At 73.8% G+C, this 24,768-nt stretch carries 22 protein-coding genes; 7 read left to right on the top strand and 15 right to left on the bottom strand.

What is annotated here, in order from left to right:
- The first annotated feature begins 57 nt into the window (after positions 1-57).
- Genes ABH925_RS04990 through ABH925_RS04980 form a run of 3 tightly spaced genes read left to right on the top strand, consistent with a single transcriptional unit; the run spans position 58 to position 3,073 of the window.
- Entirely contained in the window at positions 58-1,035 is a 978-nt protein-coding gene (locus tag ABH925_RS04990; RefSeq protein WP_370145606.1) for an ABC transporter permease, read from the top strand.
- Complete coding sequence (locus tag ABH925_RS04985) at positions 1,032-2,063, top strand: ABC transporter ATP-binding protein (RefSeq protein WP_370145605.1); 1,032 nt, start codon at positions 1,032-1,034, stop codon at positions 2,061-2,063. The genes ABH925_RS04990 and ABH925_RS04985 overlap by 4 nt, the downstream gene beginning before the upstream one ends.
- Complete coding sequence (locus tag ABH925_RS04980; RefSeq protein WP_370145604.1) at positions 2,063-3,073, top strand: ABC transporter ATP-binding protein; 1,011 nt, start codon at positions 2,063-2,065, stop codon at positions 3,071-3,073. Before ABH925_RS04985 ends, ABH925_RS04980 begins: the two co-directional genes overlap by 1 nt.
- A gap of 219 nt (positions 3,074-3,292) precedes the next feature.
- Here ABH925_RS04980 and ABH925_RS04975 read toward each other — a convergent pair whose 3' ends face one another.
- The 9 genes from ABH925_RS04975 to ABH925_RS04935 all read right to left on the bottom strand — a co-directional run bounded on the left by ABH925_RS04975 (position 3,293) and on the right by ABH925_RS04935 (position 12,035).
- The gene (locus ABH925_RS04975) at positions 3,293-4,318 is read right to left on the bottom strand and encodes an ornithine cyclodeaminase family protein (RefSeq protein ID WP_370145603.1); all 1,026 of its coding nucleotides are present in this window, start codon (positions 4,316-4,318) and stop codon (positions 3,293-3,295) included.
- Entirely contained in the window at positions 4,315-5,409 is a 1,095-nt protein-coding gene (locus ABH925_RS04970) for a proline racemase family protein (RefSeq protein WP_370145602.1), read from the bottom strand. Before ABH925_RS04970 ends, ABH925_RS04975 begins: the two co-directional genes overlap by 4 nt.
- Complete coding sequence (locus ABH925_RS04965; RefSeq protein WP_370145601.1) at positions 5,406-6,407, bottom strand: proline racemase family protein; 1,002 nt, start codon at positions 6,405-6,407, stop codon at positions 5,406-5,408. The genes ABH925_RS04970 and ABH925_RS04965 overlap by 4 nt, the downstream gene beginning before the upstream one ends.
- Before the next feature lie 151 nt (positions 6,408-6,558).
- On the bottom strand, positions 6,559-7,452 hold the full coding sequence (locus tag ABH925_RS04960; RefSeq protein ID WP_370145600.1) for a dihydrodipicolinate synthase family protein: 894 nt from the start codon (positions 7,450-7,452) through the stop codon (positions 6,559-6,561).
- 137 nt (positions 7,453-7,589) lie between these two features.
- The gene (locus tag ABH925_RS04955; RefSeq protein WP_370145598.1) at positions 7,590-9,212 is read right to left on the bottom strand and encodes an FAD-dependent oxidoreductase; all 1,623 of its coding nucleotides are present in this window, start codon (positions 9,210-9,212) and stop codon (positions 7,590-7,592) included.
- On the bottom strand, positions 9,196-9,507 hold the full coding sequence (locus tag ABH925_RS04950; RefSeq protein WP_370145596.1) for a (2Fe-2S)-binding protein: 312 nt from the start codon (positions 9,505-9,507) through the stop codon (positions 9,196-9,198). Before ABH925_RS04950 ends, ABH925_RS04955 begins: the two co-directional genes overlap by 17 nt.
- A complete protein-coding gene (locus ABH925_RS04945) occupies positions 9,504-10,751 on the bottom strand; it encodes an NAD(P)/FAD-dependent oxidoreductase (RefSeq protein WP_370145595.1) in 1,248 nt (415 codons plus the stop codon). The genes ABH925_RS04950 and ABH925_RS04945 overlap by 4 nt, the downstream gene beginning before the upstream one ends.
- Before the next feature lie 56 nt (positions 10,752-10,807).
- On the bottom strand, positions 10,808-11,581 hold the full coding sequence (locus tag ABH925_RS04940) for an SDR family NAD(P)-dependent oxidoreductase (RefSeq protein ID WP_370145594.1): 774 nt from the start codon (positions 11,579-11,581) through the stop codon (positions 10,808-10,810).
- A gap of 25 nt (positions 11,582-11,606) precedes the next feature.
- Entirely contained in the window at positions 11,607-12,035 is a 429-nt protein-coding gene (locus ABH925_RS04935; RefSeq protein ID WP_370145593.1) for an SRPBCC family protein, read from the bottom strand.
- A gap of 174 nt (positions 12,036-12,209) precedes the next feature.
- On the opposite strand from ABH925_RS04935, the gene ABH925_RS04930 reads away from it, so the two are divergent.
- Positions 12,210-13,367, top strand: a complete 1,158-nt coding sequence (locus ABH925_RS04930) for a winged helix DNA-binding domain-containing protein (RefSeq protein WP_370145592.1) — start codon at positions 12,210-12,212, stop codon at positions 13,365-13,367.
- Positions 13,368-13,575: 208 nt separating this feature from the next.
- On the top strand, positions 13,576-15,636 hold the full coding sequence (locus tag ABH925_RS04925; RefSeq protein WP_370145590.1) for a hypothetical protein: 2,061 nt from the start codon (positions 13,576-13,578) through the stop codon (positions 15,634-15,636).
- A gap of 7 nt (positions 15,637-15,643) precedes the next feature.
- Here the strand turns inward: ABH925_RS04925 and ABH925_RS04920 are convergent, their stop codons facing one another.
- Positions 15,644-18,409, bottom strand: a complete 2,766-nt coding sequence (locus tag ABH925_RS04920) for an AAA family ATPase (protein ID WP_370145589.1) — start codon at positions 18,407-18,409, stop codon at positions 15,644-15,646.
- A 170-nt stretch (positions 18,410-18,579) separates the two neighbouring features.
- On the opposite strand from ABH925_RS04920, the gene ABH925_RS04915 reads away from it, so the two are divergent.
- Positions 18,580-18,954 carry a nuclear transport factor 2 family protein gene (locus ABH925_RS04915; protein ID WP_370145588.1) on the top strand — a complete coding sequence of 125 codons (375 nt, stop codon included), beginning with the start codon at positions 18,580-18,582 and terminating at the stop codon, positions 18,952-18,954.
- Positions 18,955-19,066: 112 nt separating this feature from the next.
- A complete protein-coding gene (locus tag ABH925_RS04910) occupies positions 19,067-20,530 on the top strand; it encodes an MFS transporter (protein WP_370145587.1) in 1,464 nt (487 codons plus the stop codon).
- Positions 20,531-20,624: 94 nt separating this feature from the next.
- Here the strand turns inward: ABH925_RS04910 and ABH925_RS04905 are convergent, their stop codons facing one another.
- The 5 genes from ABH925_RS04905 to ABH925_RS04885 all read right to left on the bottom strand — a co-directional run bounded on the left by ABH925_RS04905 (position 20,625) and on the right by ABH925_RS04885 (position 24,747).
- On the bottom strand, positions 20,625-21,632 hold the full coding sequence (locus ABH925_RS04905; RefSeq protein ID WP_370145586.1) for a hypothetical protein: 1,008 nt from the start codon (positions 21,630-21,632) through the stop codon (positions 20,625-20,627).
- 177 nt (positions 21,633-21,809) lie between these two features.
- On the bottom strand, positions 21,810-22,250 hold the full coding sequence (nusB, locus tag ABH925_RS04900) for a transcription antitermination factor NusB (protein ID WP_370145585.1): 441 nt from the start codon (positions 22,248-22,250) through the stop codon (positions 21,810-21,812).
- Between the two features lie 2 nt (positions 22,251-22,252).
- Positions 22,253-22,819 carry an elongation factor P gene (gene efp, locus ABH925_RS04895; protein ID WP_370145583.1) on the bottom strand — a complete coding sequence of 189 codons (567 nt, stop codon included), beginning with the start codon at positions 22,817-22,819 and terminating at the stop codon, positions 22,253-22,255.
- A 77-nt stretch (positions 22,820-22,896) separates the two neighbouring features.
- Positions 22,897-23,916 carry a M24 family metallopeptidase gene (locus ABH925_RS04890; RefSeq protein ID WP_370145581.1) on the bottom strand — a complete coding sequence of 340 codons (1,020 nt, stop codon included), beginning with the start codon at positions 23,914-23,916 and terminating at the stop codon, positions 22,897-22,899.
- Positions 23,917-23,967: 51 nt separating this feature from the next.
- A complete protein-coding gene (locus tag ABH925_RS04885) occupies positions 23,968-24,747 on the bottom strand; it encodes an AAA family ATPase (protein ID WP_370145580.1) in 780 nt (259 codons plus the stop codon).
- Positions 24,748-24,768: the final 21 nt, after the last annotated feature.

Here is a 24,768-nt window from a genome sequence, read left to right as displayed (position 1 = left end):
CCCGTCACCTGTCCCCGTCCCCCGTCTCCCGTCTCGTCACCCAGCCATGGAGCCACCGTGCTGCGCTTCCTGATCCGCCGTACGCTGGGCGCGGCACTGATCCTGCTGGTGATCAGCGCCGTCACCTTCTTCCTGTTCTTCGCGCTGCCCTCCGACCCGGCCCTGCTGGCCTGCGGAAAGCAGTGCACCCCGCAACTGCTGGACACCATCCGGCACAACCTCGGAATCGACACACCCGTCCCGGTGCAGTACTGGCACTTCCTGACCGGGATCTTCGTGGGGCGCACCATCGGCGGAGCCAGTTGCGCCGCGCCCTGCCTGGGGTACTCCTTCGTCAACAACCAGCCGGTGCTGCAGACCCTGCTCGACCGCTTCCCGGCCACTCTCTCGGTGGCCCTGGGCGCGGGCGTGCTGGTGCTGACCGCCGGGGTGGGCCTGGGCATCATCGCGGCCCTGCGCCGGGGCAAGGCCCTGGACAAGATCTCCATGGGCGTGGCGCTGGTCGGCGCGTCCTTCCAGATCTACTTCTTCGGCATCGTGGCCCGCTACATCTTCGTGGACCAGCTGGCCTGGCTACCGCTGCCGGGCTACACGCCGATCACCTCCGACCCGGCCGGGTGGGCCGGCGGCATGCTGCTGCCGTGGATCACCCTGGCGGTGGTCAACGCCGCCACCTACGCCCGGTTCAGCCGCTCCTCGATGCTGGAGAGCCTGAGCGAGGAGCACGTCCGGGCGGCCAGGGCCAAGGGCCTGGGGCCGTGGGGCGTCTACTTCAAGCACGCCTGGCGCGGCGCGATGACCCCGGTGATCACCCTGTTCGGCATCGACCTGGGGCTGTTCCTGGGCGGAGCGCTGATCACCGAGACCACCTTCAACATCCCCGGCATCGGCAAGCTCGCCGTCGACTCGGTGACCAACTCCGACCTGCCCATGATCATGGGCACGGTCCTGGTCGCCTCCACCGCCATGGTCGTCGCCAACATCGCGGTGGACGCCTGCTACGCCTTCATCGACCCACGGGTGCGCGCCTCATGACTGACGATCAGACCTTCCTGTCGGTACGCGGCCTCTCGGTGCGGTTCCGCACCGAGGACGGTCCGGTGCAGGCGGTGGAGAACCTCTCCTTCGACCTGACCCGGGGCACCACCCTCGGCATCGTCGGCGAGTCCGGTTCGGGCAAGTCGGTGACCAGCCTCTCCGTGCTGGGCCTGCACGACCCGGCCCGGACCACCGTCGAGGGCAGCATCATGCTGGACGGCACCGAGCTGGTCGGCGCCTCCGAGGCGGTACTGCGCGGACTGCGCGGCCGCCGCATGGCGATGGTCTTCCAGGACGCGCTGACCGCCCTGTCGCCGTACTACAGCGTCGGCGAGCAGATCGCCGAGACCTACCGCAGGCACACCGGGGGCGGACGCTCGCGGTCGCGCGCCCGCGCGGTGGAGCTGCTCGGCCGGGTCGGCATCCCCTCCCCGGAACGCCGGGTCGACGACTACCCGCACCAGTTCTCCGGCGGGATGCGCCAGCGGGTGATGATCGCCATGGCGCTCACCTGCGACCCCGAGCTGCTGATCGCGGACGAGCCCACCACCGCGCTGGACGTCACCGTCCAGGCCCAGATCCTGGAGCTGCTCGCCGGACTCCAGGCGGAGTTCGGCACCTCGATCGTGCTGATCACGCACGACCTCGGGGTCATCGCCGGCTGCGCCGACGACGTCCTGGTGATGTACGCGGGGCGGTGCGTCGAGCACGGCCCGGTCGAGGAGGTGCTGACCCGGCCGCAGCACCCCTACACCGCGGGGCTGCTGCGCTCGGTGCCGCGGATCCGCTCGGACGTGGACCAGCCGCTGCTGCCGGTGCCGGGGAACCCGCCGTCGCTGCTGGGCGGGCTGCCCCCGGGCTGCTCCTTCCGGCCCCGCTGCGACTCCCCCGGCCTGGTCGGCTCCGGCGCCTGCGGCACCGAGCGCCCCGAACTCAGCGGCCCGGACGGCCACCGCGCCGCCTGCCACCTCACCCGGGAGCAGCGCGGCGCGCTGACCGACCTGCTCCCCCTGACGGAGATCTGATGACCACTCCTCTGCTGGAGGCCGTCGGCCTGACCAAGCACTTCCCGGTCCGCGGCACCGGCGTGCTGCCGTGGGGGCGCGGGCCGCGCCCGGTGCTGCGCGCGGTCGACGGCATCGACCTGACCATCCGTGCCGGTGAGAGCCTCGGGGTGGTCGGCGAGTCGGGCTGCGGCAAGTCCACGGCCGGCCGGCTGCTGACCCGGCTGCTGGAGCCCACCTCCGGGGTGCTGCGCTACCGGGGCGAGGAGATCACCCATGCCTCGCGCAAGCAGCTGGCCCCGATCCGCTCCGAGATCCAGATGGTGTTCCAGGACCCCTACGCCTCGCTGAACCCCCGGCAGACCGTCGGAGCCATCATCTCCACCCCGATGGAGGTGCACGGTCTGCAGCCGGCCGGCGGGCGCCGGGCCCGGGTGGGCGAGCTGCTGGAGACCGTCGGCCTCAATCCCGAGCACTACAACCGGTTCCCGCACGAGTTCTCCGGCGGACAGCGCCAACGCATCGGCATCGCCCGAGCGTTGGCGCTGGAGCCGCGGATCATCGTGGCCGACGAGCCGGTGTCGGCGCTGGACGTCTCGATCCAGGCACAGGTGGTCAACCTGATGCAGGGGCTGCAGCGGGAGCTGGGCATCGCCTTCGTCTTCATCGCCCACGACCTGGCCGTGGTACGGCACTTCTCGCAGCGGGTGATGGTGATGTACCTCGGCGCGGTGGTGGAGAGCGGCAGCAGGGAGCAGCTGTACGGCTCCCCGCGCCACCCCTACACCAAGGCGCTGCTCTCCGCCGTGCCCGAGCCTGACCCGCGCCCCGCCGCGCGGGCCGCCGCGGCGGCCGGGCAGGTCCGGCTGACCGGCGACGTGCCGAGCCCGGTGGACCCGCCGTCCGGCTGCCGGTTCCGTACCCGCTGTCCCAAGGCCCAGGACCTCTGCGCCCTGGAGCGCCCCGAGCTGCGCGAGCTGACCGACGGCCAGCTGGCGGCCTGTCACTTCCCCGAAGAGCCGTCCGGCTGACCACCGGACGTCTGACCCCCGCGCGCGCTGCCGGCCCCCTCACCCCAGGAGCCGGGCCGGCAGCGCGCCCGGGCCCCCCGCCCCAGCCCCTCCGCAAGCACCCCGCCGCAAGGCTCACAGGTTGCGCTACACCGGCGGCGCGGTGCTCCGTCGGATTCGGGCCGAGGTCAACTCGACGGTGCATGCCGACCTGTACCGGGAGCCGTACCCGGTCTGAGCTCAGAGCCGCTCGTAGGCGGCCGCGGCGACGACCAGGTCCTGCCAGGCCATGCCGACGGCCTTGAACAGGCGGGGGCGGCCGGTCGGCAGGATCAGGCCGCCGGAGACGAGTTCGTCCAGGTCGCCGGCGATCTGGCCGGCCGAGAAGGCGCCCTCGTCGATGGGCACCAGCAGGTCGCCCGCCTCGCGCAGGGCCGCCCCGACCTCCTCGACCACCACCGTGGCGCGCCGCACCAGGGCCGTGTCCACCTCGCGGGCCCCGGGCGTGTGCGAGCCGACGGCGATCACGGTGGCGTCCGCACCGACCAGCTCGCCGTCGAACAGTGGCTGCTCCGCGGTGGTGCAGCAGCAGATCAGGTCGGCCTCGGGGACGTCGGCGGTGCCGCCGAGCCGGACGCTGACGCCGAGGTCCGCCGCCCGCTTCGCCAGCGCGCGGGCCGGTTCCTGGCGGCGGCCGACGACCGCGACCTCGCGCAGCGTCGGCACGGTGGCGGCGAGGGCGCGCAGATGCCCGTAGGCCTGCGGGCCGGTGCCGAAGAGGGTGAGCCGGGTCGCGCCGGGACGGGCCAGGTGGCGCGCGGCCAGCGCGGAGACCGCCGGGGTGCGCAGCGCGGTCAGCGCGGCGCCGTCGAACATCGCGAGCGGACGCAGCGTGCCGCCGTCCAGCAGCAGGCAGCCGCCGGTGATGGTGGGCAGGCCGTGCGCGGCGTTGCCGGGGGCGACACCGGCGATCTTCACGGCGGCGTAGCGGCCCCAGGCGGCCGGCATCAGCAGCAGCTCGCCCGCGTCGACCGGGACCCGGGTGCGCGCGGGGCCGGCGGACGCCGGATCGAGGCCGCCCAGCAGGGCGGCCTCGATCGCGTCCACGGCGCCGACCTCGTCCAGCAGTTCGGCCAGCCGGGCCGCGCCGATCACCGGCAGCGCCGCGAAGTCACCGGCGGCGTGCGGATGCGGGTGTGCGGCTGCACGTCCAGTGCCGGGTCCGGTGCTGTGCCCGGTGCCGTGCCCGCTCGTGTGGGCGGTCATCGCAGCACGAAACCGGTGCCGAGCGTGTCGTCCGGGTCCAGTTCGAAGCGGTGCGTGCCGGTGCGGTGGGCGGTGCCGGTGACCTCGGTGACCACCCCGCCCTCGGCGGTACCGACCACCCGGCCGGTGAAGACGGTGCCCAGCACCGACTCGTGGCGCAGCCGCGCGCCGGGCGCGAGCCGCCCGCGCCGGGTGAGCAGCGCCAGCTGCGCGGAGGTCCCGGAGCCGCAGGGCGAGCGGTCGACCTGCCCGTCGGCGAAGACCGTCACGCTGCGCTGGACCGGCGTGCCGCCTGCGGTTCCGTCCACCATGCCCTCCACACTGCTGACCGTTTTGTCGGCGATGTCCTGGTACATCAGCACACCGTATACGCCGGACAGCCGCGGATCGTGGAGGTCGCGGGTGTCGGGGTGGTCCCGCAGCGCGGCCTTGACCTGCCGTCCGGCCCGGATCAGCTCGGGCAGCAGCTCGGGGACCGGGGCCAGGCCCAGGTCCCCGGCCGGCAGCACCGCGTAGCAGGCCCCGGCATGGGCCAGGTCGACCCGAACGGTGCCGAAGTCCTCGGTCCGCACCGTCACGTCGAGGGCGGCGACCCTGGCCGGGACGTTGCGGAAGGACACCCCGGTGGTGCGGCCGTCCTGACGGTGCACCAGGGCGGTGACCCGGCCGGACGGCACGTCGATCCGGACCGGGACGGTGCCGTTCCGGGGAGCGGCGACCAGACCGCTGTCGACGGCCCAGGCGCCGAGGGCGATGGTGCCGTGCCCGCAGGCGGTGGAGTAGCCGTCCTTGTGCCAGAACAGCACCCCCAGGTGCGCGCCCTCGTCGTCCGGCGGCACCAGGAAGCCCCCGTACATGTCGGCGTGGCCCCGGGGCTCGTGGCAGAGCAGCCTGCGCAGCCGGTCCAGCTCCGGGTTGCTGCGCAGCGCGATGGCCCGGCGCTCGGCCACGCTGTCGCCGGGGACCGGCGGCAGGCCGTGGCCGACGATCCGGAACGGCTCGCCGGCGGTGTGGTAGTCCACGCACTCGACGGCGTCACCCGTCCCGGCCGGCGTGCCCCACGACACCACGCCCTCAAAGGCGGGGCTCACAGCAGGAATCCGGCCGGGAAGGGGTCGCTGGGGTCGAGCAGGTACTGGGCGGTTCCGGTGACCCAGGCCCGGCCGGTCACGGTGGGGACGACCGCGGGGCGCCCGGCCACGGTGGTCTGCTCGACCAGGCGGCCGGTGAAGGTGGTGCCGATGAAGGACTCATTGGTGAAGTCCTGATGCAGCGGCAGCTCGCCGCGCGCGTGCAGCTGCGCCATCCGGGCCGAGGTTCCGGTGCCGCAGGGCGAGCGGTCGAACCAGCCGGGGTGGATCGCCATGGCGTGCCGGGAGTGGGTGGCGTCGGAGCCGGGCGCGGCGAAGTAGACGTGGTGCACGCCGCGGATCCGGTCGTCCTCCGGGTGGACCGGCTCGTCCTTGGCGTTGATGGCGGCCATGGTGGCCAGACCGGCGGTGATGATCTCGTTCTTGGCGGCGCGGTCGAACGGCAGCCCGTAGTCGTCCAACTGGACGACGGCGTAGAAGTTGCCGCCGTAGGCCAGGTCGTAGCGGACGCCGCCGACCCCCGGGACGTCCACGACGGCGTCCAGGCGGTCGCAGTAGGCCGGGACGTTCCGCAGCGTCACGGCGGTGGCGGCGCCGCCGCTGACCGCCACGTCCACCACCACCAGCCCGGCCGGGGTGTCGAGCCGGACCGTGGTGACCGGTTCGGTGACCGGCACCATGCCGGTCTCCACCAGCACCGTCGCCACGCCGATGGTGCCGTGGCCGCACATCGGCAGGTAGCCGGAGACCTCGATGAACAGCACGCCCCAGTCGCAGTCCTCGCGGGTGGGCGGCTGCAGGATGGCGCCGCTCATCGCGGCGTGGCCGCGCGGCTCGTACATCAGCAGGGTGCGGAGGTCGTCGCGGTTCTCGCGGAACCAGATCCGGCGCTCGGCCATGGTGGCACCGGGGATCACGCCGACCCCGCCGGTGATCACGCGGGTGGGCATGCCCTCGGTGTGGGAGTCGACGGCGTGCAGGACAAGTCGGCTGCGCATGGCGGCAGTTCTCCCCCCGGGGGCCGGCGCGCTCGGCGCCGGCCCCGGACTCAGGTGGACGGGTGGACGGGTGTGCCTGTGAACGGTGTGCCAGTGAACGGCCCGCCCGTGGGCGGGCGGGCCGGGCCTGCGCCCGGACGGTGGTCCGCGGTCAGCGCAGTCCCTCGGCGAGGACCTTCTCGGTGGCGCGGGTGACCGCCTCGTGCTGCGCCGGGGCCAGCTCGCTGCGCGGCGGACGGCAGCCGCCGCCGCGGCGTCCGGCCAGATCCATGGAGAGCTTGATGGCCTGCACGAACTCGGTCTTGGAGTCCCAGCGCAGCAGCGGGTGCAGCGAGCGGTAGAGAGGCACGGCGGTGGCCAGGTCCCCCGCCACTGCGGCGTGGTAGAGCTCGGCGCAGGAGCGCGGGAGGGCGTTGGGGTAGCCGGCGATCCAGCCGACCGCCCCGGCCACCGCCAGCTCCAGCAGCACGTCGTCGGCGCCGATCAGCAGGTCCAGGCCGGGCGCGAGTTCGGCGATCTCGTAGGCCCGGCGAACGTCGCCGCTGAACTCCTTGACCGCGACGATGCTGCCGTCCTGGTGCAGTTCGGCGAGCAGCGCGGGGGTGAGGTCGACCCGGGTGTCATGCGGGTTGTTGTACGCGACGACGGGCAGCCCGGCTCGGGCGACCTCGGCGTAGTGGGCGCGGATGGCGGCGGCGTCCGCGCGGTAGGTGTTGGGCGGCAGCAGCAGGACCGATCCCGCACCGGCCCCGGCGGCCTGCTCGGCCCAGCGGCGGGCCTCGGCACTGCCGTAGGCTGCCACGCCGGCCATCACCCGCGCGCCGTCGCCGGCGGCCTCGACTGCGGTACGGATGACCTGGGCGCGCTCGTGGTCGGTGAGGGTCTGGTACTCGCCGAGGGAGCCGTTGGGCACCACGCCGTCGCAGCCGTTGTCGAGCAGGAAGCGGACATGGGCGGCGAAGGCCTCGTGGTCGACGCTGAGATCCTCGCGGAAGGGGAGGGCGGTGGCGACCATGATGCCCCGCCAGGGGTGGGTGTGCGGCATAGTGGCTCCTTTATGCGATGTGACATTGTATAGAGGGTCGAGAGTTCACGACAAGAGATCACACCCGGCGTGGCGTGGCGTGGCGTCGGTCCGGGTCGGTCGGTCGGTGTCCGTCGGTCAGTCCGGGTCGGTACTCGTCACTGCCCGTCCCGGGCGAGGAGTCCCAGCGGCACCGGGCAGGACAGCGGCCGGTTGCCGACCGGGTCGGCGTCCGCGCCGGCCAGCCGGGCCACCGCCGGGCCGCACATGCGGCCCTGGCACCAGCCCATCCCGGCCCGGGTCAGCAGCTTGACCGTACGCGCGTCCCCGGCACCCAACTCGGTGACAGCCTCGGCGACCTGAGCGGCCGTCACCTCCTCGCAGCGGCAGATCTCGGTGTCGTCGGTCAACCAGCCGGTCCACCCTACGGCGGGCCGGTGCACCGCCGCCATCAGGTCGGCGAAGGCCCGCAGCCGCCGCACCCTGCGCACCATCACCCGGTCAGCCGCATGCCCGGCGTCGGCCAGCCCAGCCTGTAGGGACGGCCCAGCCTGTACGGACGGCCCAGCCGGTGCGGGCGGCGCGGCCTGGGCGGGTGGCCCCGCCTGTACGGACAGCGCGGCCGATGCGGACAGCGCCGCCTGGGTGGACGGCGCCTCGTGGGCGCCGCGCAGCCGGGCTGCGACGGAGCGGGCCGCGAGCTCGCCCTCGGCCAGGGCCAGAGCGGCCCCGCCCACGCCCGTGGTCTCGCCCGCCGCCCACACGCCCGCGACCGACGTCCGCTGCTCGGCGTCGACCTCCAGCGCGGGACTGCCGTCCGGCAGGGTCCGGGTGCGGCAGCCGAGTTCGGCCGGCAGCTCCAGCTGCGGCAGCAGCCCGTACCCGGTGGCGACCGCGTCGCAGGCGATCCGCCGCTCACTGCCGGGCAGCGGACGCCAGTCGCGGTCCAGCCGGGCGACGGTGACCGCCTCGACCCGCTCGCGGCCGTGCGCGGCGACCACCGCGCTGCGCGAGCGCACCGGGACGCGGTGCCGCAGCAGCCGGGCCCCGTACCCGGCACCCTCGGCGAGCTTGGCCGGGTTGGCCGCCAGTGTCCGTGCACCCCTGGCGTACGCGCCGTAGCCCGCGGCCTCCGCGACCAGCGGCACCCGGGCTCCCGCCTCGGCCAGCGAGGCGGCGACGGCCAGCAGCAGCGGGCCACTGCCGGCCACCACCACCCGCCGTCCGGGCAGCACCAGTCCCGCCTTGAGCATCGCCTGCGCCCCGCCGGCCCCGACCACCCCGGGCAGGGTCCAGCCGGGGAACGGGAGTTGGCGCTCGTGCGCACCGGTCGCGAACAGCACTGCTGCTGCATGGACCGTGGCGGCGGCCCCGCCCTCCGGGCCGACGAGCGCGTGCAGCAGCCAGCCGCCGTCCACCGCCCGCACCGACCAGACATGGTGCTCGGCCAGGTGCTCGACCGAGCCGGACGCGGTGTGCCGTCCCAGCCGCAGGGCCAGGTTCGCGAAGGCGCTCCAGCCGTGGTGCAGCGCCTCGGGGCGGCGGGCGCCGAGACCGGGGGCCGGCCGGCGGTAGAACTGGCCGCCGGGCCGGGGCGCGGCGTCCAGCAGCACCGTACGCAGGCCGAGGTCGGCGGCGGTGACGGCGGCCGCCAGGCCGGCCGGCCCGGCGCCGACGACGGCGAGGTCCGCCCGGCCGCCGGGGTCCACCGGGTCGGCGAGCCCGGCGCGTTCGGCGAGGCGCGCCGGCTCCGGGGCCGGGTGGTCATCGGAGCGCGTCATGGCCGTCCCCCTGCTGCGTGGTCGCCTGGGCGCCGGGCGTGGCCGGAGCCAGGCAGGCGCGGGTGTTGGGGCGGCCGTCGAGCACGACCAGGCAGTCGAAGCAGACGCCCATGCCGCAGAACGCGCCGCGCGGCCGCCCGCCGACCCTGGTGCTGCGCCAGGACATCCGTCCGGACGCCCACAGCGCGGCGGCGACGGTCTGGCCCGGTAGCGCGGGCACCGGCGCGCCGTCGAAGTCGAACGTGAATCCCGGCTCGGGCCGGGCCCTGACCAGGTCGAACGGATCGCGGCTCACAGGCCCTCCCCGGTGGTGTGGTCCGCGGTCATGTCACTGCTGTTTGTGTCACTGCCGTTTGTGTCACCGCTGTTTGCGTCACCGCTGCCGCTCGTGGCGAAGCGGCCGGGGTCGAAGGGGCTGAGGTCCAGCTCGCCGGGCTGCTGCCCGCAGAGCAGCCGGGCCAGCAGCATCCCGGTGGCCGGGGCGAGGCCGATGCCCGCGCCCTCGTGGCCGCAGGCGTGGAACAGCCCGGGGACCACCGGATCGGGGCCGATCGCCGGAAGGTGGTCGGGCAGGTAGGGGCGGAAGCCCCGGTACGCGCGCAGCGTGCGCACCTGCGCCAGCACCGGGAACAGCGCCACCGCCTGGGCCGCGAGCCGCCGCAGCACCGGCACCGACAGGGTGCGGTCGAAGCCGACCCGCTCCCGGCTGGCGCCGATCAGCACCGGCCCGGCCGCCGTCCCCTCGACCACGCCCGAACTCTGCAGCCCGGCCGACCCGCTGGCCACGTCGGCGACATAGTCGGCCGCGTAGACCTTGTGCCGGACCACCCGCGGCAGCGGCTCGGTGACCAGGACGAAACCCCGGCGCGGCAGCACCGGCAGGTGACTGCCCGCGAGGGCGGCGACGGCGCCGCCCCAGGTGCCGGCCGCGTTCACCACCGCCCCGCAGGACAGCGTCCCGGCCCGGGCGGTGCGCACCCCTCGTACCGCACCGTCCGGGGCCAGGGCGAAGCCGGTGACCTCGGTGTCCGGGAGCAGCTCCACCGCGCCGCCGGCGCGCAGCAGGTGCGCGGCGGCGAGAGCGGGCTGCACCTGGGCGTCCTGCGGATAGCGGACGCCACCGGCGAACCCGTGTGCCAGGTGCGGCTCCAGCTCCCGCAGCCGCTCGGCGGAGACCTCCTCGGCCTTGACCCCGCAGTCCGTCTGATCGTCCATCAGGCGGCGCAGCGCGATCAGGCCGGGCTCGGTCGAGGCGACCACCAGGCCGCCCTTCGCCTCGAACTCGACGACGTCGGGCCCGAGTTCCGCGGCGAGGTCGCTCCACAGCCGGAGCGAGAGCTGGGCGAGGTCGAGTTCGGGTCCCGGTTCCTTGTCCGAGACCAGCAGGTTGCCCTCGCCCGCACCGGTGGTGCCGCCGGCGACGGACCCCCGGTCCACGACGGCGACCCGCAGCCCGGCCGCGGCGGCGTAGTGGGCGCAGGCCGCGCCGACCATGCCCGCGCCGATGACGACGACGTCCCAGCTCCGACTCTCACTCACATCAGTACTATGTCACACTCCACACGCTGCGCACCAGATCCGGCCCGCGAGGCCCGTCAGCGCCGGTCGAGCCGACGGCCGGCCCGCGAGGACAGTCCGCCGAGCACCCCCAGCGGCGCCTTCCGCGCGACCGCGACCAGCGCCTTGTAGCGACGCGAGGGGATGCTGACGACCCGGCCCCGGGCCAGGTCCCGCATCGCGTCGTCGACCACCCGTTCGGCCGACAGCCACATCCAGCCGCCGACCTCGGACATGTCGACCCGGGCCCGCTGGTGGAACTCGGTGTGGGTGAACCCGGGGCACAGCGCGAGCAGGCGCACGCCCGTCCCGCCCAGGTCGCGGGCGGCCCCCTGGGTGAACTGGACCACCCAGGACTTGCTCGCGCCGTAGGTGCCGCGCGGCACGAAGGCCGCCACCGAGGCGACGTTGATCACGTATCCGCGGCCGCGCTCGCGCATGCCGGGCAGAACCGCGCTGCTGAGCCGCAGCACCGCCTCGATGTGCAGCTTCACCATGGCCAGTTCGTCCGCCACCGGGACGGTGAGATAGCGGTCCCGGAAGCCGAAGCCGGCGTTGTTGACCAGCATGTCGACCGGGTGCTCCGGGTCGGCCAGCCTCGCCTCGACGGCGGCGATGCCTTCGTCGGTGGCGAGGTCGGCCCGCAGCGTCCGCACCGCGACCCCGAACTCCTTGGTCAACTCGGCGGCGGTGTCCTCCAGTCGGGCGGTGTCACGGGCGACGAGCACCAGGTCCAGGCCGTCCCTGGCGAGGCGACGGGCGAAGGCGGCGCCGATTCCGGCGGTCGCGCCGGTGATGAGTGCAGTGGGCATGCACCCACGGTAGCGAGTGCGCCGATCAGCCGACCAGAGCCGCGAGCTTGCGCAGCGACTCGTTCAGCGCGGTGGTGGTCGCCTCCTTCACCCGCGAGGCCAGCATGTTCACGGCGGCGCCCTTGAACTCGCTCTCGACGGTGACCAGGGTGCCCTCGCCGTCGGCGGTCAGGATGTAGTGCTGGCGCAGGGTGATCCCCATCGGGCCCTTGCCCTCCAGGGCCCAGGAGTGGGCCGGGTCGACCTCGGTGACCTTCCAGGCCGCTTCGGAGGGCATCCCCATCAGGGTCATCTTCTCGCTGTACTCGGCCCCGACGACCAGTTCGGCCGGGCCGCCGTTGGGGAAGGACGTGTGGATCGTGTTCCACTCCGCGAACCGGCCGAAGTCGGTGATCAGCGCCCACACCTTGTCGGCGGGGGCGGGCACGGTCGCGCTGACGGACACCTCGGGCATGACAGCTCCTCTCCGGTCCGGCCACGCGAAGGGCGGCCGTCTGTTCACCGGTCGTGCGAGGCTAACCAGAATCTGACGAACCATCAATAAATCTGCGGCGGTGATCTGTCCGTCAACGGCGCCGACCCGCCGTGGGCGCGGGCCGTCCCCGCGCCCGGCGCCTACCCTGGTGCCGTGCAGATCACCGTCGCGGAACGCAGGGCCCGGCTGGCCACCCGCCACCTCCTCGCCCCGTCGGCCCGGGTACTCACCCCCGAGGCCGTCGCAGACACGCTCGTCGGGCTGCACGCCACCGACGCGGCCACGGTCTTCCTGGCCGTCGCGGCCCGGATGGACGACCCCAGCCCCGAGCGCCTGGAACAGGCGCTCTACGCGGACGTGACGCTGGTCCGGCTGCTGGCGATGCGCCGGACCATGTTCGTGGTCGGTTCGGAGCTTGCCGCGGTGGTGGACTCGGCCGCCGCCCGTCCGATCGCCGCGAAGGAGCGCAAGGGCCTGGTGGCGCACCTGGCCGACGGGGGCGGCTGGGACGCGGCCTGGCTGGCCGCCGCCGAACGGGACGTGCTCGCCGCGCTGACCGGGTCCGGGCCGCTGACCGGCGCCGAGCTGGGAGCGGCGGTGCCGGCACTGCGGGAGCAGGTCACCGTCGCCGTCGGCAAGCCCTACGAGACCAGGCAGGCCGTGGCCAGCCGGGTGCTGCGGGTGCTGGCCGCCGAGAACAGGATCCGCCGCGACCGTCCGCGCGGCAGCTGGGCGTCCAGCCAGTTCCGCTGGGTGCCCGGCGAGCCGCTGCCCGCGCTGCCCGCCGCCGAGGCGCGGGCCGAGCTGGTCCGCCGCTGGCTGGCAGGCTACGGCCCGGGCACCGAGGAGGATCTGAAGTGGTGGACCGGCTGGACCCTGGGCCAGGTCCGCGCCGCGCTGACCGCCTGCGCGGCGCGGTCGGTGACGCTGGACCAGGGGACCGGCTGGGTGCTGCCCGGGGACACCGGCCGCACCGAGCCCGCCGCACCGTATCCGGCACTGCTCCCGGCCCTGGACCCGACCGGGATGGGCTGGCGGCAGCGCGACTGGTACCTGCCACCGGAGCACACCGCCGAGCTGTTCGACCGGACCGGGAACATCGGCCCCAGCGTGTGGTGGGACGGGCGGATCGTCGGCGGCTGGGCGCAGCGCGCCGACGGTGAGCTGGTCTGGCGGCTGCTGGAGGACGTGGGCCGAGAGGCCGAGGCGGCGGTCGGGGCCGAGGCGGCCCGGCTGAGCGCGTTCATCGGCGAGGTCCGCGTCACGCCGCGGTTCCGCACCCCGCTGGAGCGGCAGCTGACGTCGGGGTGACCCGCAGTGGTGGCCCGCCGGCGTGACGTCTCCGCGCGGCGGGCTTGGTGCGCCTTCAGGCGTGACGTGTTCTGTGACATGTCTTGTATGCCATGGCACGAGCGGCTACGGTTCCGTTCACTTCTGTTGATGCCTGTTTGGCATGTGTTCATTTTCAACAGAAGTCGACAGTCAATCCCCCACCCGCCACACCTTCCCTGGAGCCACCGTGCGCCTCACCCGCGCCCTGCTCGCCCTGACCCTGGCCCTCCCCGGCCTGGGCATAGCCGCACTGGACACCGCCACCCCAGCAGCCGCCCTGAACAACGGGACCGCTCTCACTCCGCCGATGGGCTGGAACTCCTGGAACAGCCTGGGGACCGGGGTCACCGAGCAGCAGGTGCAGCAGACGATCGACTTCATGTCGGCCAACGGCCTGGTGGCGGCGGGGTACAACACGGTGACGATCGACGACGGCTGGTCGTTGTCGCACCGCAGTGACCAGAGCAGCGATCTGGTGAAGAACGCCTACGGTGCGATGCAGCTGTACGACAACAGCGGCAACCCGGTGCTGGGCACCGACGGCACCGGCAACGACCCGACCTCCGGCCACCTGGTCCCGAACGGCAGCTTCCCCTCGCAGACCGTCAACGGCCGGACGATGAACGGGATCCAGTACCTGGCCTGGTACGCGCACAGCAAGGGCATGAAGTTCGGGATCTACGGCACCGACACCTACACCACCTGCCAGGGCCACCCCGGCAGCCTGGGCCACGAGACCACCGACGCCAACGACTTCGTCTCCTGGGGCGTCGACTACGTCAAGTACGACGACTGCCCCTACGGCCCGGCCATCACCGGCCCCGACGGCCACAACTACGGGACCCAGGGCGAGGGCAGGGAACTCACCGAGTCCATGTACGCCCGGGTGCAGACCTTCCAGAAGGCCCTCGACGCCGCCTCCGCCGCCCAGGGCCGCCCCCGGGTCACCCTCAGCGTCTCCGCCCAGCCCGTGCACACCGGGGTCCCCTACCTGGAGGCGGCGAACGACCCGGCCCGCACCGACCCGGTGGTGGTGGCGGCCGGTACCCCGCAGTACAACGCGCCCGGCTACTCCCCCACCGGCGTGTGGTGCGGGCAGGTGGCCAACCTCTGCCGGATCGGCGGGGACCGCGGCAGCGATCTCAACGGCGTGCTCTACAACGGCCAGTTGCAGACCGCGCTGCAGTACCCGGGCAACGTCCGCCCCGGCAGCTGGAACGACATGGACATGATGTTCGCCGGCTGGAACGACCCCTACGGCGACTACGGCGTCACCGACACCTGCGGCTGCCACAAGCCGTTCACCGACACCGAGTCGCAGTCCGAGGTGTCGATCCTGTCGATGATGGCCGCCCCGCTGATCTCCGGTGCCGACTTCCGCACCGCCGCCGACTCCCAGCACACCTCCGGCGGCGTCACCTGGTCCACCGGAGTCAGCGCCGCCGGCCTGGCGATCTACAAGAACGCCGACGTGGTCGCGGTCGACCAGGACACCCTGGCCAAGCCGGCCACCCTGGTCGGCAGCCCGCCCGGCTCCGCCACCGCGCCCGTGGTGCTCAAGCGCCAACTGGCCAACGGCGACACGGCGGTACTGCTGGTCAACCAGGACCCGAACAACAGCCAGACCGTCAGCACCAGCCTCTCCGCGCTCGGGCTGACCGGCGGCAGCTACGCCGCCGAGGACCTGTGGTCGAAGGCCACCGGCACCGTCACCGGCACGCTGCAGGCCACCGTCGCACCGCACGGCGTGGCGATGTACCGGCTCAGCGCTCCCCCGGCCACCGTGCCCGCGGCCGTCGTCAACGACGGCAGGTTCCACAGCATCAGCAACGGCGGCAGCACCGGCACCGTCCTTGAGGTGGCCGGAACCTGCAGCGCCCCGGCCGGCGGCGACGCCGACCTCAACACCTGGTGGCCCACCCACACCTCCGAGCAGTGGCAGTTCACCGCGAACGCCGACGGCACCGTCAGGATCCACGACCGCTGCTACACCGGCACCCAGATCGACGGCACGCTGACCGCTCCGACCGGCGCGGGCGGCACGGTAACCGTGTCCAACACCGACGACCCCGCCAACGCCTACCAGAAGTGGAACGTCACCCAGAGCGCCGCCACCGGTGCGCTGACCATCACCAACCCCGCCACCGGCTACGTCCTGGACAGCACCGGCAGCGCCGCACTGTCCCCGGTGGTCGCCGACCCGGCCGGCGCGGGTTCCACCACCCAGGCCTGGACCCCGGTCTCCTGAGGCCGCCTCAGAGCACCCCGGCCAGCTCGGCCCGGGAGGCCACGCCGAGCTTGGGATACGCCTTGTAGAGGTGGTAGCCGACGGTCCGCGCGCTGAGGAACAGCTGCGCGGCGATGTCCCGGTTGGACAGCCCCTGGGCGGCCAGGCGCACGATCTGCGACTCCTGCGGGGTCAGCGCCGCCAGCGCGCCCGGGGCGGTCCGCCCCTGCGGAGCCGGGGTGCCGGTGGCCCCGAGTTCGGCTCGGGCCCGCTCCGCCCACGGGGCCGCCCCCAACTGCTCGAACGCGGACTGCGCCGAGCGCAGCGGCGCGCGCGCCTCGCTCCGGCGACGCTCGCGGCGCAGCCACTCCCCGTACAGCAGTTCGGTGCGGGCCCGGTCCCAGGGGCGCTGCTGCTCGTCGTGCAGCTTCAGTGCGGCGGTGTAGCGCTCCTCGGCGTCGGTGTCCGCGCCGAGCAGTGCCTCGCAGCGCAGCACCAACGCCCTGGTCCAGGGCTGCCCGGTCCGTCCGGCCCAGTTCCGGAAGTACTCGAACGCGTCGCCCGCACGCTCCGGACAGCGCAGCCGTACCGCCGCCTCGACCAGGTCAGGGACGGCCCGGAGCCCGGCCACATGGTGCCGCTGCACCCCGTGCACCAGCGGTTCCAGCCGGGTCAGGCAGTCCTCGGCGCGGCCCAGGCCGAGGTCGAGCAGGCCCAGGGCCCACTGCGTCCAGGGCCGCCCGGCGATCGCGGCGGCGAGCGAACGGTCGGCGCCGTCGCGGGTGGCCTGCTCGTCGCCGCGCACGGCGGCCAGATAGGCGAGGAAGCTGTGCATCTGGCTGGCCCACTGGTCCTGGCCGATGTCCTCGGCGATCCGCAGCGACTCGGCGGCGTGGGCCAGCGCCTCGCCGGGCCGTCCGTGGAACAGCTCGCCCTCGGCCAGGAAGAACAGCAGCGTCGGCAGCGCCCCGACCGCGCCCACCGCGCGCGCCTCGCCGACCAGGTCCTCGGCCAGCCGCGCGGCCTCGTCGTCGCGGCCCAGGATGAGGGCCGCCCCGCAGACCGTGGCCAGGTCGGCGGGGATCTGGGCCCCGGCCCGGCGGGCCCTGGTCACCGTGTCGGCCAGCGGCGGGGCGATCCGGTCGGTACGGCCCAGCAGCGACTCGGTGACGTCCAGCAGGTAGCGCACCTGCGCGGTGGTGGGACCGGGCGTCGCGCCACGGCCGGACCGGTCCAGCACGGCAAGCCGGTCGACGACCTGCCCGAGCGGCTGCTCCCCCAGGTACCAGGCGACGTGGAACGCCTGCAACAGGACCCGGGCGACCTGCTGCGGCGCGACCTCGGCGGCCAGGTCGGCGGTGCGGCAGAGCAGGTCCAGCGCGGCCTGGTGCGAGCCGCGCCAGAACTGGGTGACCCCCTGCACCAGCAGGAGTTGGGCTCTCGTCAGCTCCTCGCCACCGACCGGGAGCCGGCGCAGCGTACGGGTGGCCAGGTCGGCGGCCCGTGGCAACTCGCCTGCCTCGGCGGCGGCTTCGGCCGCGCAGGTGTAGCGGCGGGTCGCGGCGCCGGGGTCGGGGGTGAGCCGGGCGGCGCGCTCGTAGGCCGCGGCGGCTCCGGCATGGCCGCCGCGCTGGGCCGCCTGCTCGGCGGCGCTTTCGAGGGCGGCCGCGGTGGACTCGTCCGGACCCGTGGCGGCGAGGGCCAGATGCCAGGCGCGACGGCTCCCGTCGCCCACCGCCTCGGCCAGCGCGCGGTGCGCCGCCAGTCGCTGGGCCAGCGGCGCCCGTTGGTGCACGGCGGAGCGCAGCAGCGGGTGCCGGAAGGCCAGTTGGCGCTGCCCGTCGAGGTGGGCGATCCGGACCAGACCGGCGTCCTCGGCGGCGCGCAGGTCCTCGGGGGTCGCCCCCAGCGCGGCCGAGGCGCGCAGGATCACGTCGAGGTCCCCGGACTCCTCGGCTGCGGCGACCAGCAGCAGCGTCTGGGTGGCGGCCGGGAGCCGGCTGACCTGGCCGTGGTAGGCCAGTTGCAGCCGCCCGGCGACCGGCACCGAACCCGCGGAGTCGACCGGCCCGACGGGCCCACCCGTCGCGGCCCGGTCCTCGGCGGCGACCGTGGCCGGCAGCTCGGTGAGCGCCAGCGGATTGCCGTGCGCCTGGTCCAGCACCTGCCGGCGGCCGGAGTCCGACAGCCCGGCGGCCCGTTCGGCCAGCAGGGCGGTGGCGTCCTCCTCGGCGATCGGGCCCAGGCACAGCTCGGGCAGACCCGGGGCGGACCATGACCCCTCGCCGTCCCGGGCGCCGAACAGCAGCACCACTCCCTCGGCCTGCAGCCGCCTCGCGGCCAGCAGCAGCGCCTCGGCGGAGGCCCGGTCCAGCCACTGGGCGTCGTCGACGACGCACAACAGCGGCTTCTCCTCGGCGAGTTCGGCAAGCAGGGTGAGCACGCCGAGCCCGGTGAGCAGCCGGTCGGAGGGTGACGCGGACGGCGCCGCGTCGTCCACGAGCCCGAACGCACGCTCCAGGGCCCGCCGTTGCGGCCCCGGCAGCTCCGGGACCCGGTCCAGGGCGGGGGTGAGCAGCAGGCTCAATCCGGCGAACGGCATCTCGGCCTCGTACTCCACCCCGGTGGCACGCAGCAGGCCGAACTCCGGTGCACCACCCACCGCGTGGTCCAGCAGGGCGGTCTTGCCGATCCCCGGCTCCCCCCGCAGGACCAGCACCCCGCTGCGGCCGGACCGCGCCCCGTCCAGCAGCGCCTCGACCGCGGCCCACTCGTACTCACGCCCGTACAGCACCGGTTCCCTCCCCGTCCCCGTCTGTCCGAACCCTACCCAGGGCCGCCGGTCGACACCGCGCGGAAAGTACCTAAGCGTGACTGATTCCGGCCCGCTCCGTCCCGCGTAACTTTTTGACCTGCAGGAACACACCGAGTCAGCCACACGGAACGACAGGGAGAACCAGAAAAATGAGCGACCTCCGCGACCTCCAGGACCTGGCCGAGCGCTACATCGCCACCTGGAACGAGACCGACCCCACCGCGCGCCGACTGCTGGTCGACGAACTGTGGGCCGAGCAGTGCAGCTACACCGACCCGCTGGTCGCCGCAGTCGGCCGGGAGGCGATCGACGCCACCCTCGGCGCGGTGCAGGGCCAGTTCGCCGGCCTGGTGTTCACCCTCGGCGGGCCGGTCGACGCGCACCACGACATCGCCCGCTTCACCTGGGAGCTCGGCCCGCAGGGCGGCGAGGCGCTGGTCGTCGGCTTCGACGTACTGGTCGCCGACGGCGACGGGCGCATCAAGGACGTGCACGGCTTCCTCGACAAGGTCCCGTCCGCCTGATCCGCCCGGCCCACCCCCGGTTCTCCGTACGGGGCTGCTCCCTCAGCCCCGTACGGAGCCCCACCGCACATACCCAATCCGCGTGTCCCGTCCCAGACTTCAGGAGCACCTGATGACCACCTCCACCGCCCCGGCCACCACCGCTTCCACGCCGGCCCCGATACCGACTCCACCGCCCAGGGGTCTGCTGCCGGTGGTACTGACTGCGACCTTCATGACCGCGCTGGACTTCTTCATCGTCAACGTGGCCATCCCCTCCATGCAGCTGCGCCTCGGCGCGAGCGCCTCCGCCATCCAGTGGATCGTGGCCGGCTTCAGCCTGGCTCTGGCCGCCGGGCTGATCACCGCGGGCCGCCTGGGCGACATCCTCGGGCGGCGCCGGATCTTCGCCCTGGGGCTGGGCCTGTTCACGGTGTCCTCGGCGGCCTGCGGGCTGGCCCCGACACCGGGGTTCCTGATCGGGGCCCGGATCGTCCAGGGCCTGTCGGCTGCCCTGATGGGGCCCCAGGTACTGGTGATCCTGCGGACCACCTACCAGGGCGCGGCACAGGCCAAGGCCTTCGCGATGTACGGGCTGACGATGGGCATCGGTGCGGTGTTCGGGCAGCTCATCGGCGGGGTGCTGATCAGGGCCGACCTGTTCGGCCTGGACTGGCGCAGCTGCTTCCTGATCAACCTCCCGGTCGGGGCGGTCACCCTGCTGCTGGTACCGCGCAGCGTTCCCGAGTCCCGCGCACCGCACCGCCCCCGGCTGGACAACACCGGTGTCGCGCTGGTCTCCGCCGCGCTGGTGTCCCTCGTCCTGCCGCTGATCCAGGGCCAGTCGCAGGGCTGGCCGCTGTGGACCTGGCTCTGCCTGGGCGGCTCCGCGCTGCTGTTCACGGCCTTCGTCGGCCACCAGCACCGGCTCAGCAGCCGCACGGCGGCGGACGGCCCCGGCTCCCCGCTGGTGCACACCGGGCTGTTCCGGGAGCGGGCCTTCAGTGCCGGGATGCTCGCCACCCTCGCCTTCTGGCTCGGCCAGGGCTCGTTCTTCCTGGTGCTGGCGCTGTACCTGCAGCAGGGACGCGGACTGAACGCGCTCGCCTCGGGCGTGGTGTTCATGGCCATCGGTGCCGGCTACCTGGCCACCTCGATGACCGCGCATCTGCTGGCCGCCCGGATGGGCCGTCAGGTGGTGGCCCTGGGCGCGGTGGTGATGGCACTGGGCCTGGCCCTGCTGTGGGCCGCCGTCGGCGGGATCGGCACCGGCGGCGGCACCGCCGGAGTGGCCTGGCTGGTGCCGGGCCTGGTCGTGGACGGTCTGGGGATGGGCATGGTGATCGCCCCGCTGACCGGCGCGGTGCTGACCCGCGTCAGTCCGCAGCTGGCAGGCTCGGCCTCCGGAGTACTGGCCACCGTGCAGCAGGTCGGTGGGGCCCTCGGGATCGCCCTGATCGGCATCGTCTTCTACGGCGCCCTGGGCCACGGGGAAGGCTTCCCCACCGCCTTCCGGCAGGGCCTCGTCGGCCTCGTCGCCGTCGAACTCCTCCTCGCCGCCCTGGTCCAGCTCCTCCCCCGCAAGACCCAGGCCTAGGCACACGAGCAAGCACCCCCAGGGGCGCGAGGAACTGCGCTGCCAACCCACCACACAGGTGCAGGTCGGCAGCACAGCTCCCCGCGCCCCTTCCTCACTCCAGCCCGATCCGCTCCAGCGGAAACCCCGGCAGGCACACCCCCACCCACGCCGCCGCCGTCCCACTCAGCTCCATCAGCACGTCCGCCGCGTTCCGCGGGACGAAGTCCGCCCCGGTGAACTCCCAGCCCCAGGCGACCGAGCCGCGCCGGTCGCAGACTCCCGAGAGCAGCACGCTGCCCGGGAGTCCCAGCGCGAACGCGGTGCACAGCAGCGAGCAGAGCAGATCCAGGTCGGCCTCCTCGATCCGCAGCACCTCGCCCCGCTGCTCCGCGCCGGGGACGCTGTCCAGCACCAGATCGGCGCAGGCCTCCACCGGGCCCTCCGGCGGGCGGATCCCGCAGACCAGCCGGAACCGTCCCGGTCCGGCGCCGACCAGGATCCGCCGCAGCGCGACCGCCCCCTGCTCGTAGGCGACCCGCAGCGGCTCGTCCGGGAAGACCCCGGTCGGGGCGGCCTCGGCGGTCTCCAGCAGCAGCCGCTCCAGCCGCCGGTGCAGCTGGCCGCGCTCGCGGGCGGCGATCAGCCGGGCGAGGAACTCGCCCAGCGTCTCGCCCTCGTAGCGGACCCACTCGACGTCGGCGGTCGGGTCGGCGGTGTAGGCGGCGTGGCTCTCCGGGTCGGCCGGGGACAGACCGTGGCGCTCGCAGAACTCGGCCAGGTCGCCGGGGTGGAAGGCGCGGCCCCGGACCACCCCGTCGGTGTGGTCCAGGTCCTCCAGCAGCTCCCGTACGTCGCACAGGTACTCGGCGAAGGAGGCGTACTCGGTGCCGCCGTCCAGCCGGAGCAGCTCGAAGTCCTCACGGGTGGTGATCACCCCGAGCAGGGTGGCCTCGGCGGCCGGGACGCAGCGCGGGGCCCGGACCGGCCGGTGGCCGGAGGACTGGCGGCGGGCTGCCTGGCCACTCGACGGCTGGCCACTCGACGTCCGGCCGGCAGAGGCGTGACGGCAGGGGCCTGCGGTCCGGGCGGCGGGGCGGGTACGGGCGTGCCTGGCGGCCATGGTGTCTCCTCGGGTCCGGCTGGCGGTGCAGCTACTACTCCCGTCCTCCCCCGCCCCGACAGCCCCATACGCACGCTGTGTAACAGAAGTGTCACCAAAAGTGACACGCGGTGACCGCAAAGAGCCCGGCACCGCTCCCCGAGGGGGGACGGAGCCGGGCTCGCGGCGTACGGGACGTCAGTCGCGGGTGGCGCGCAGCGAGGGCTTGAGGTCCTTGAGGCGGGCCAGCAGTCCGTTGACGAACGCCGGGGAGTCGTCGGTCGAGAACTCCTTGGCGATCTCGACCGCCTCGTCCAGGACGACGGCGTCGGGGACGCCGTCCTCCCAGATCAGCTCGTACGCGCCGAGGCGCAGCACGTTGCGGTCCACGATCGGCATCCGGTCCAGGGTCCAGCCGACCGCGTACGTCGCGAGCAGGTCGTCGATGCGCGCGGCGTGCTGGGTGTAGCCCTCGACCAGCTCCATCGTGTACTCGCTGACCTGCGGCGTGCCCTCGTCCGGGGTCCGGGCGCGGCGCACCCAGTCGGCGAGCACGGACTGCGGAGCGACACCCCGGTGGTCCGCCTCGAAGAGGATCTGGAAGGCGCGCGTGCGGGCCTTGTTGCGTGCGGTCGACACGGTTAGGAGTTCACCCGGCCGAGGTAGTCACCGGTGCGGGTGTCGACCTTGATCTTCTCACCGGTGGTGATGAACAGCGGAACGCCGATCTCGTGGCCGGTCTCCAGACGGGCGGGCTTGGTGCCGCCGGTGGAGCGGTCGCCCTGGACGCCGGGCTCGGTGTACTCGATGACCAGCTCGACCGAGGTCGGCAGCTCGACGTACAGGGGCGCGCCCTCGTACATCGCCACGGTGGCCTCGTTGCCCTCGAGCAGGTAGTTGGCGGCGTCGCCGAGGACGGCGGTGCCGATGTGGATCTGGTCGTAGGTGTCCATGTCCATGAACACGAAGTCCTCGCCGTCCTTGTACGAGAACTGCATCCCGCGCTTGTCGACGCTGGCCGTCTCGACCTTCACGCCGGCGTTGAAGGTCTTGTCGACGACCTTGCCGGACAGCACGTGCTTCAGCTTGGTGCGCACGAAGGCCGGGCCCTTGCCGGGCTTGACGTGCTGGAACTCGACGACGGACCACAGCTGGTCGTTGTCGAGCTTGAGCACCATGCCGTTCTTGAGGTCGTTGGTGGAAGCCACGGTCGCACTAACTCCTGAGATATTCGCTGTCTGTCAAGCAACAGAACCAAGACACCGTGTCCACGGACCCGGGAGGGTCACAGGGCGAGGAGCTCCTTGGTCGTTATGGTGAGCAGCTCGGGGCCCCCGTCCTCGAAGGGACGGACGACGAGCGTGTCCTCGATCCGGACGCCGCCCCGGCCCGGGAGAGTGACCCCGACGCCGACGGTGACCGGCACACGATTGTCAAGCTTACCCAACTCCTGGGGACCGAGGTGCGGGTCCTCCCCGATCTGGAGGCCGACTCCCCGTCCGGCGCCCTCCTCGGGGTGGTCCACGGCGTGTCCGGCGGCGTCCAGGACCCGGCGCGCGGCCCGGTCCGCGGCGTCGAGCGGGACCCCCGGTGCGAGCGACTCGCGGGCGGCGCGCTGGGCGTCGAACACCTGCCGGTGCAGCTCGGTCTGCCACTCCGCCGGGCTGAGGCCGACCACGAAGGTCCTGGTCGCCGCGGTCCGGTAGCCCCGGTAGCAGGCGCCGAGGGCGACCGTGAGCAGGTCGCCGTCCTCGACCCTGCGGTCGTCCGGGTGGTGGTCGGCCAGGCCGGAGTGGTCACCGGTGCCGACCCGGGTGGGGAAGGCGGTGCCGTCCGCGCCGTGGTCGACCATCCGGCGTTCCAGCTCCATGGCGAGGTGCCGCTCGGTGCGGCCGACCAGGATGGACTCCAGCAGTTCGCCCAGGGCCTGGTCGGCTATCTCCCCGGCGATCCGCAGGAGGGAGATCTCGCTCTCGTCCTTGACGGTCCGCAGCTGCTCGACGGCCCGGCCCAGGTCCCTGATCTCGCGGGCGGCGGCCGCAGCGGTCACCGCGCGGTGCCGGGCCACGGTCAGGTCGTGCTCCTCCACGCCGAGCGCCAGCCCGGCGCAGAACGTGGCCGCGAGCACCACCGGATCGCCGGTGCGCACCTCCGTACGGGTGAGCAGCAGCGCGGCCGCACCAGTCGGGTCGGCACCGGTGAGCCAGTGGATGTTCGGCGGGCTGGTGACCAGCGCCGCGTCGAGCCCGGCGGCGCCGCAGCGCTCGCGCAGTCGGTCACAGCGGTCCGCATACCCTTCGGCCATGCTCCGAGCGTAGGCACTGACCGGTCAGCGCGCCGCTCGGGCGCGCTGGTGTCACCAGGGGCGCTGGTGGGCCAGGGCTCCGGCGACGACCCGGTCCAGGGCGGCGGCGGTGCCGGGGACGTCCAGCTTCGAGTTGTCGATGATCGGCAGCCCCGAGCCGTACCAGCCGGCCATCCGGCCGTGGATCCGGGCCACCTCCTCGTCGGAGAGCCTGCGCACCCCGGAGCGCTCGGCGTTGCGGGCCAGCACCACGTCAAGGCCCGGCAGCAGCACCACCGACAGCAGCGCGGGCCCCACGTGCCGCTTCCAGCCGCCGAGGCCGATCGCCGGGCGGTCCGGGAAGACGGCGTCGTCGATGATGCAGGAGATGCCGTTGGCGAGGTAGTTGCGGGCGGCGAAGCCGCAGGTGCGGCGGGCCAGCCGGTACTGGGCCTCGGACTGGTCGTTCCAGCCCTGCTGCGGGTTGGCGAAACCGGCCCTGACCCACTCGCGGACGTCGTCCAGGCTGATGTGCGCGGTGGGCGTGGCGCGGTGGTCGGCCCAGTGCCGGGCCACCGAGGTCTTGCCGGCGCCCGCCGGGCCGATCAGCAGCACCGCGACCGGCCCGTGCGGGGGCGTCGGCCGCGCGGCGGGGCCCGGCATCAGGAAGTGCCCGGCCGGCGCCGGCGGCGGCACCGGAAAGGGGTGTGGCTGGCCGTGCTGCGGGTGGCTGTGCTGGTGCGCGGCGGCCTCGGGCACGGCGGACTGGGGCACGGCCCGCAGCTGCAGCGTGGCCCTGGGCGGCCCTGGCGTGGGCGCGGGCAGACTGCCTTGGTAGTGCCCCTCGCTCACGGCGTCACCTCCTGCTCGCTG

It is taken from the genome of Streptacidiphilus sp. EB129 (assembly GCF_041262645.1).
Classification (GTDB): domain Bacteria; phylum Actinomycetota; class Actinomycetes; order Streptomycetales; family Streptomycetaceae; genus Streptacidiphilus.
This window is presented reverse-complemented; position numbering and strand designations above follow the sequence as displayed.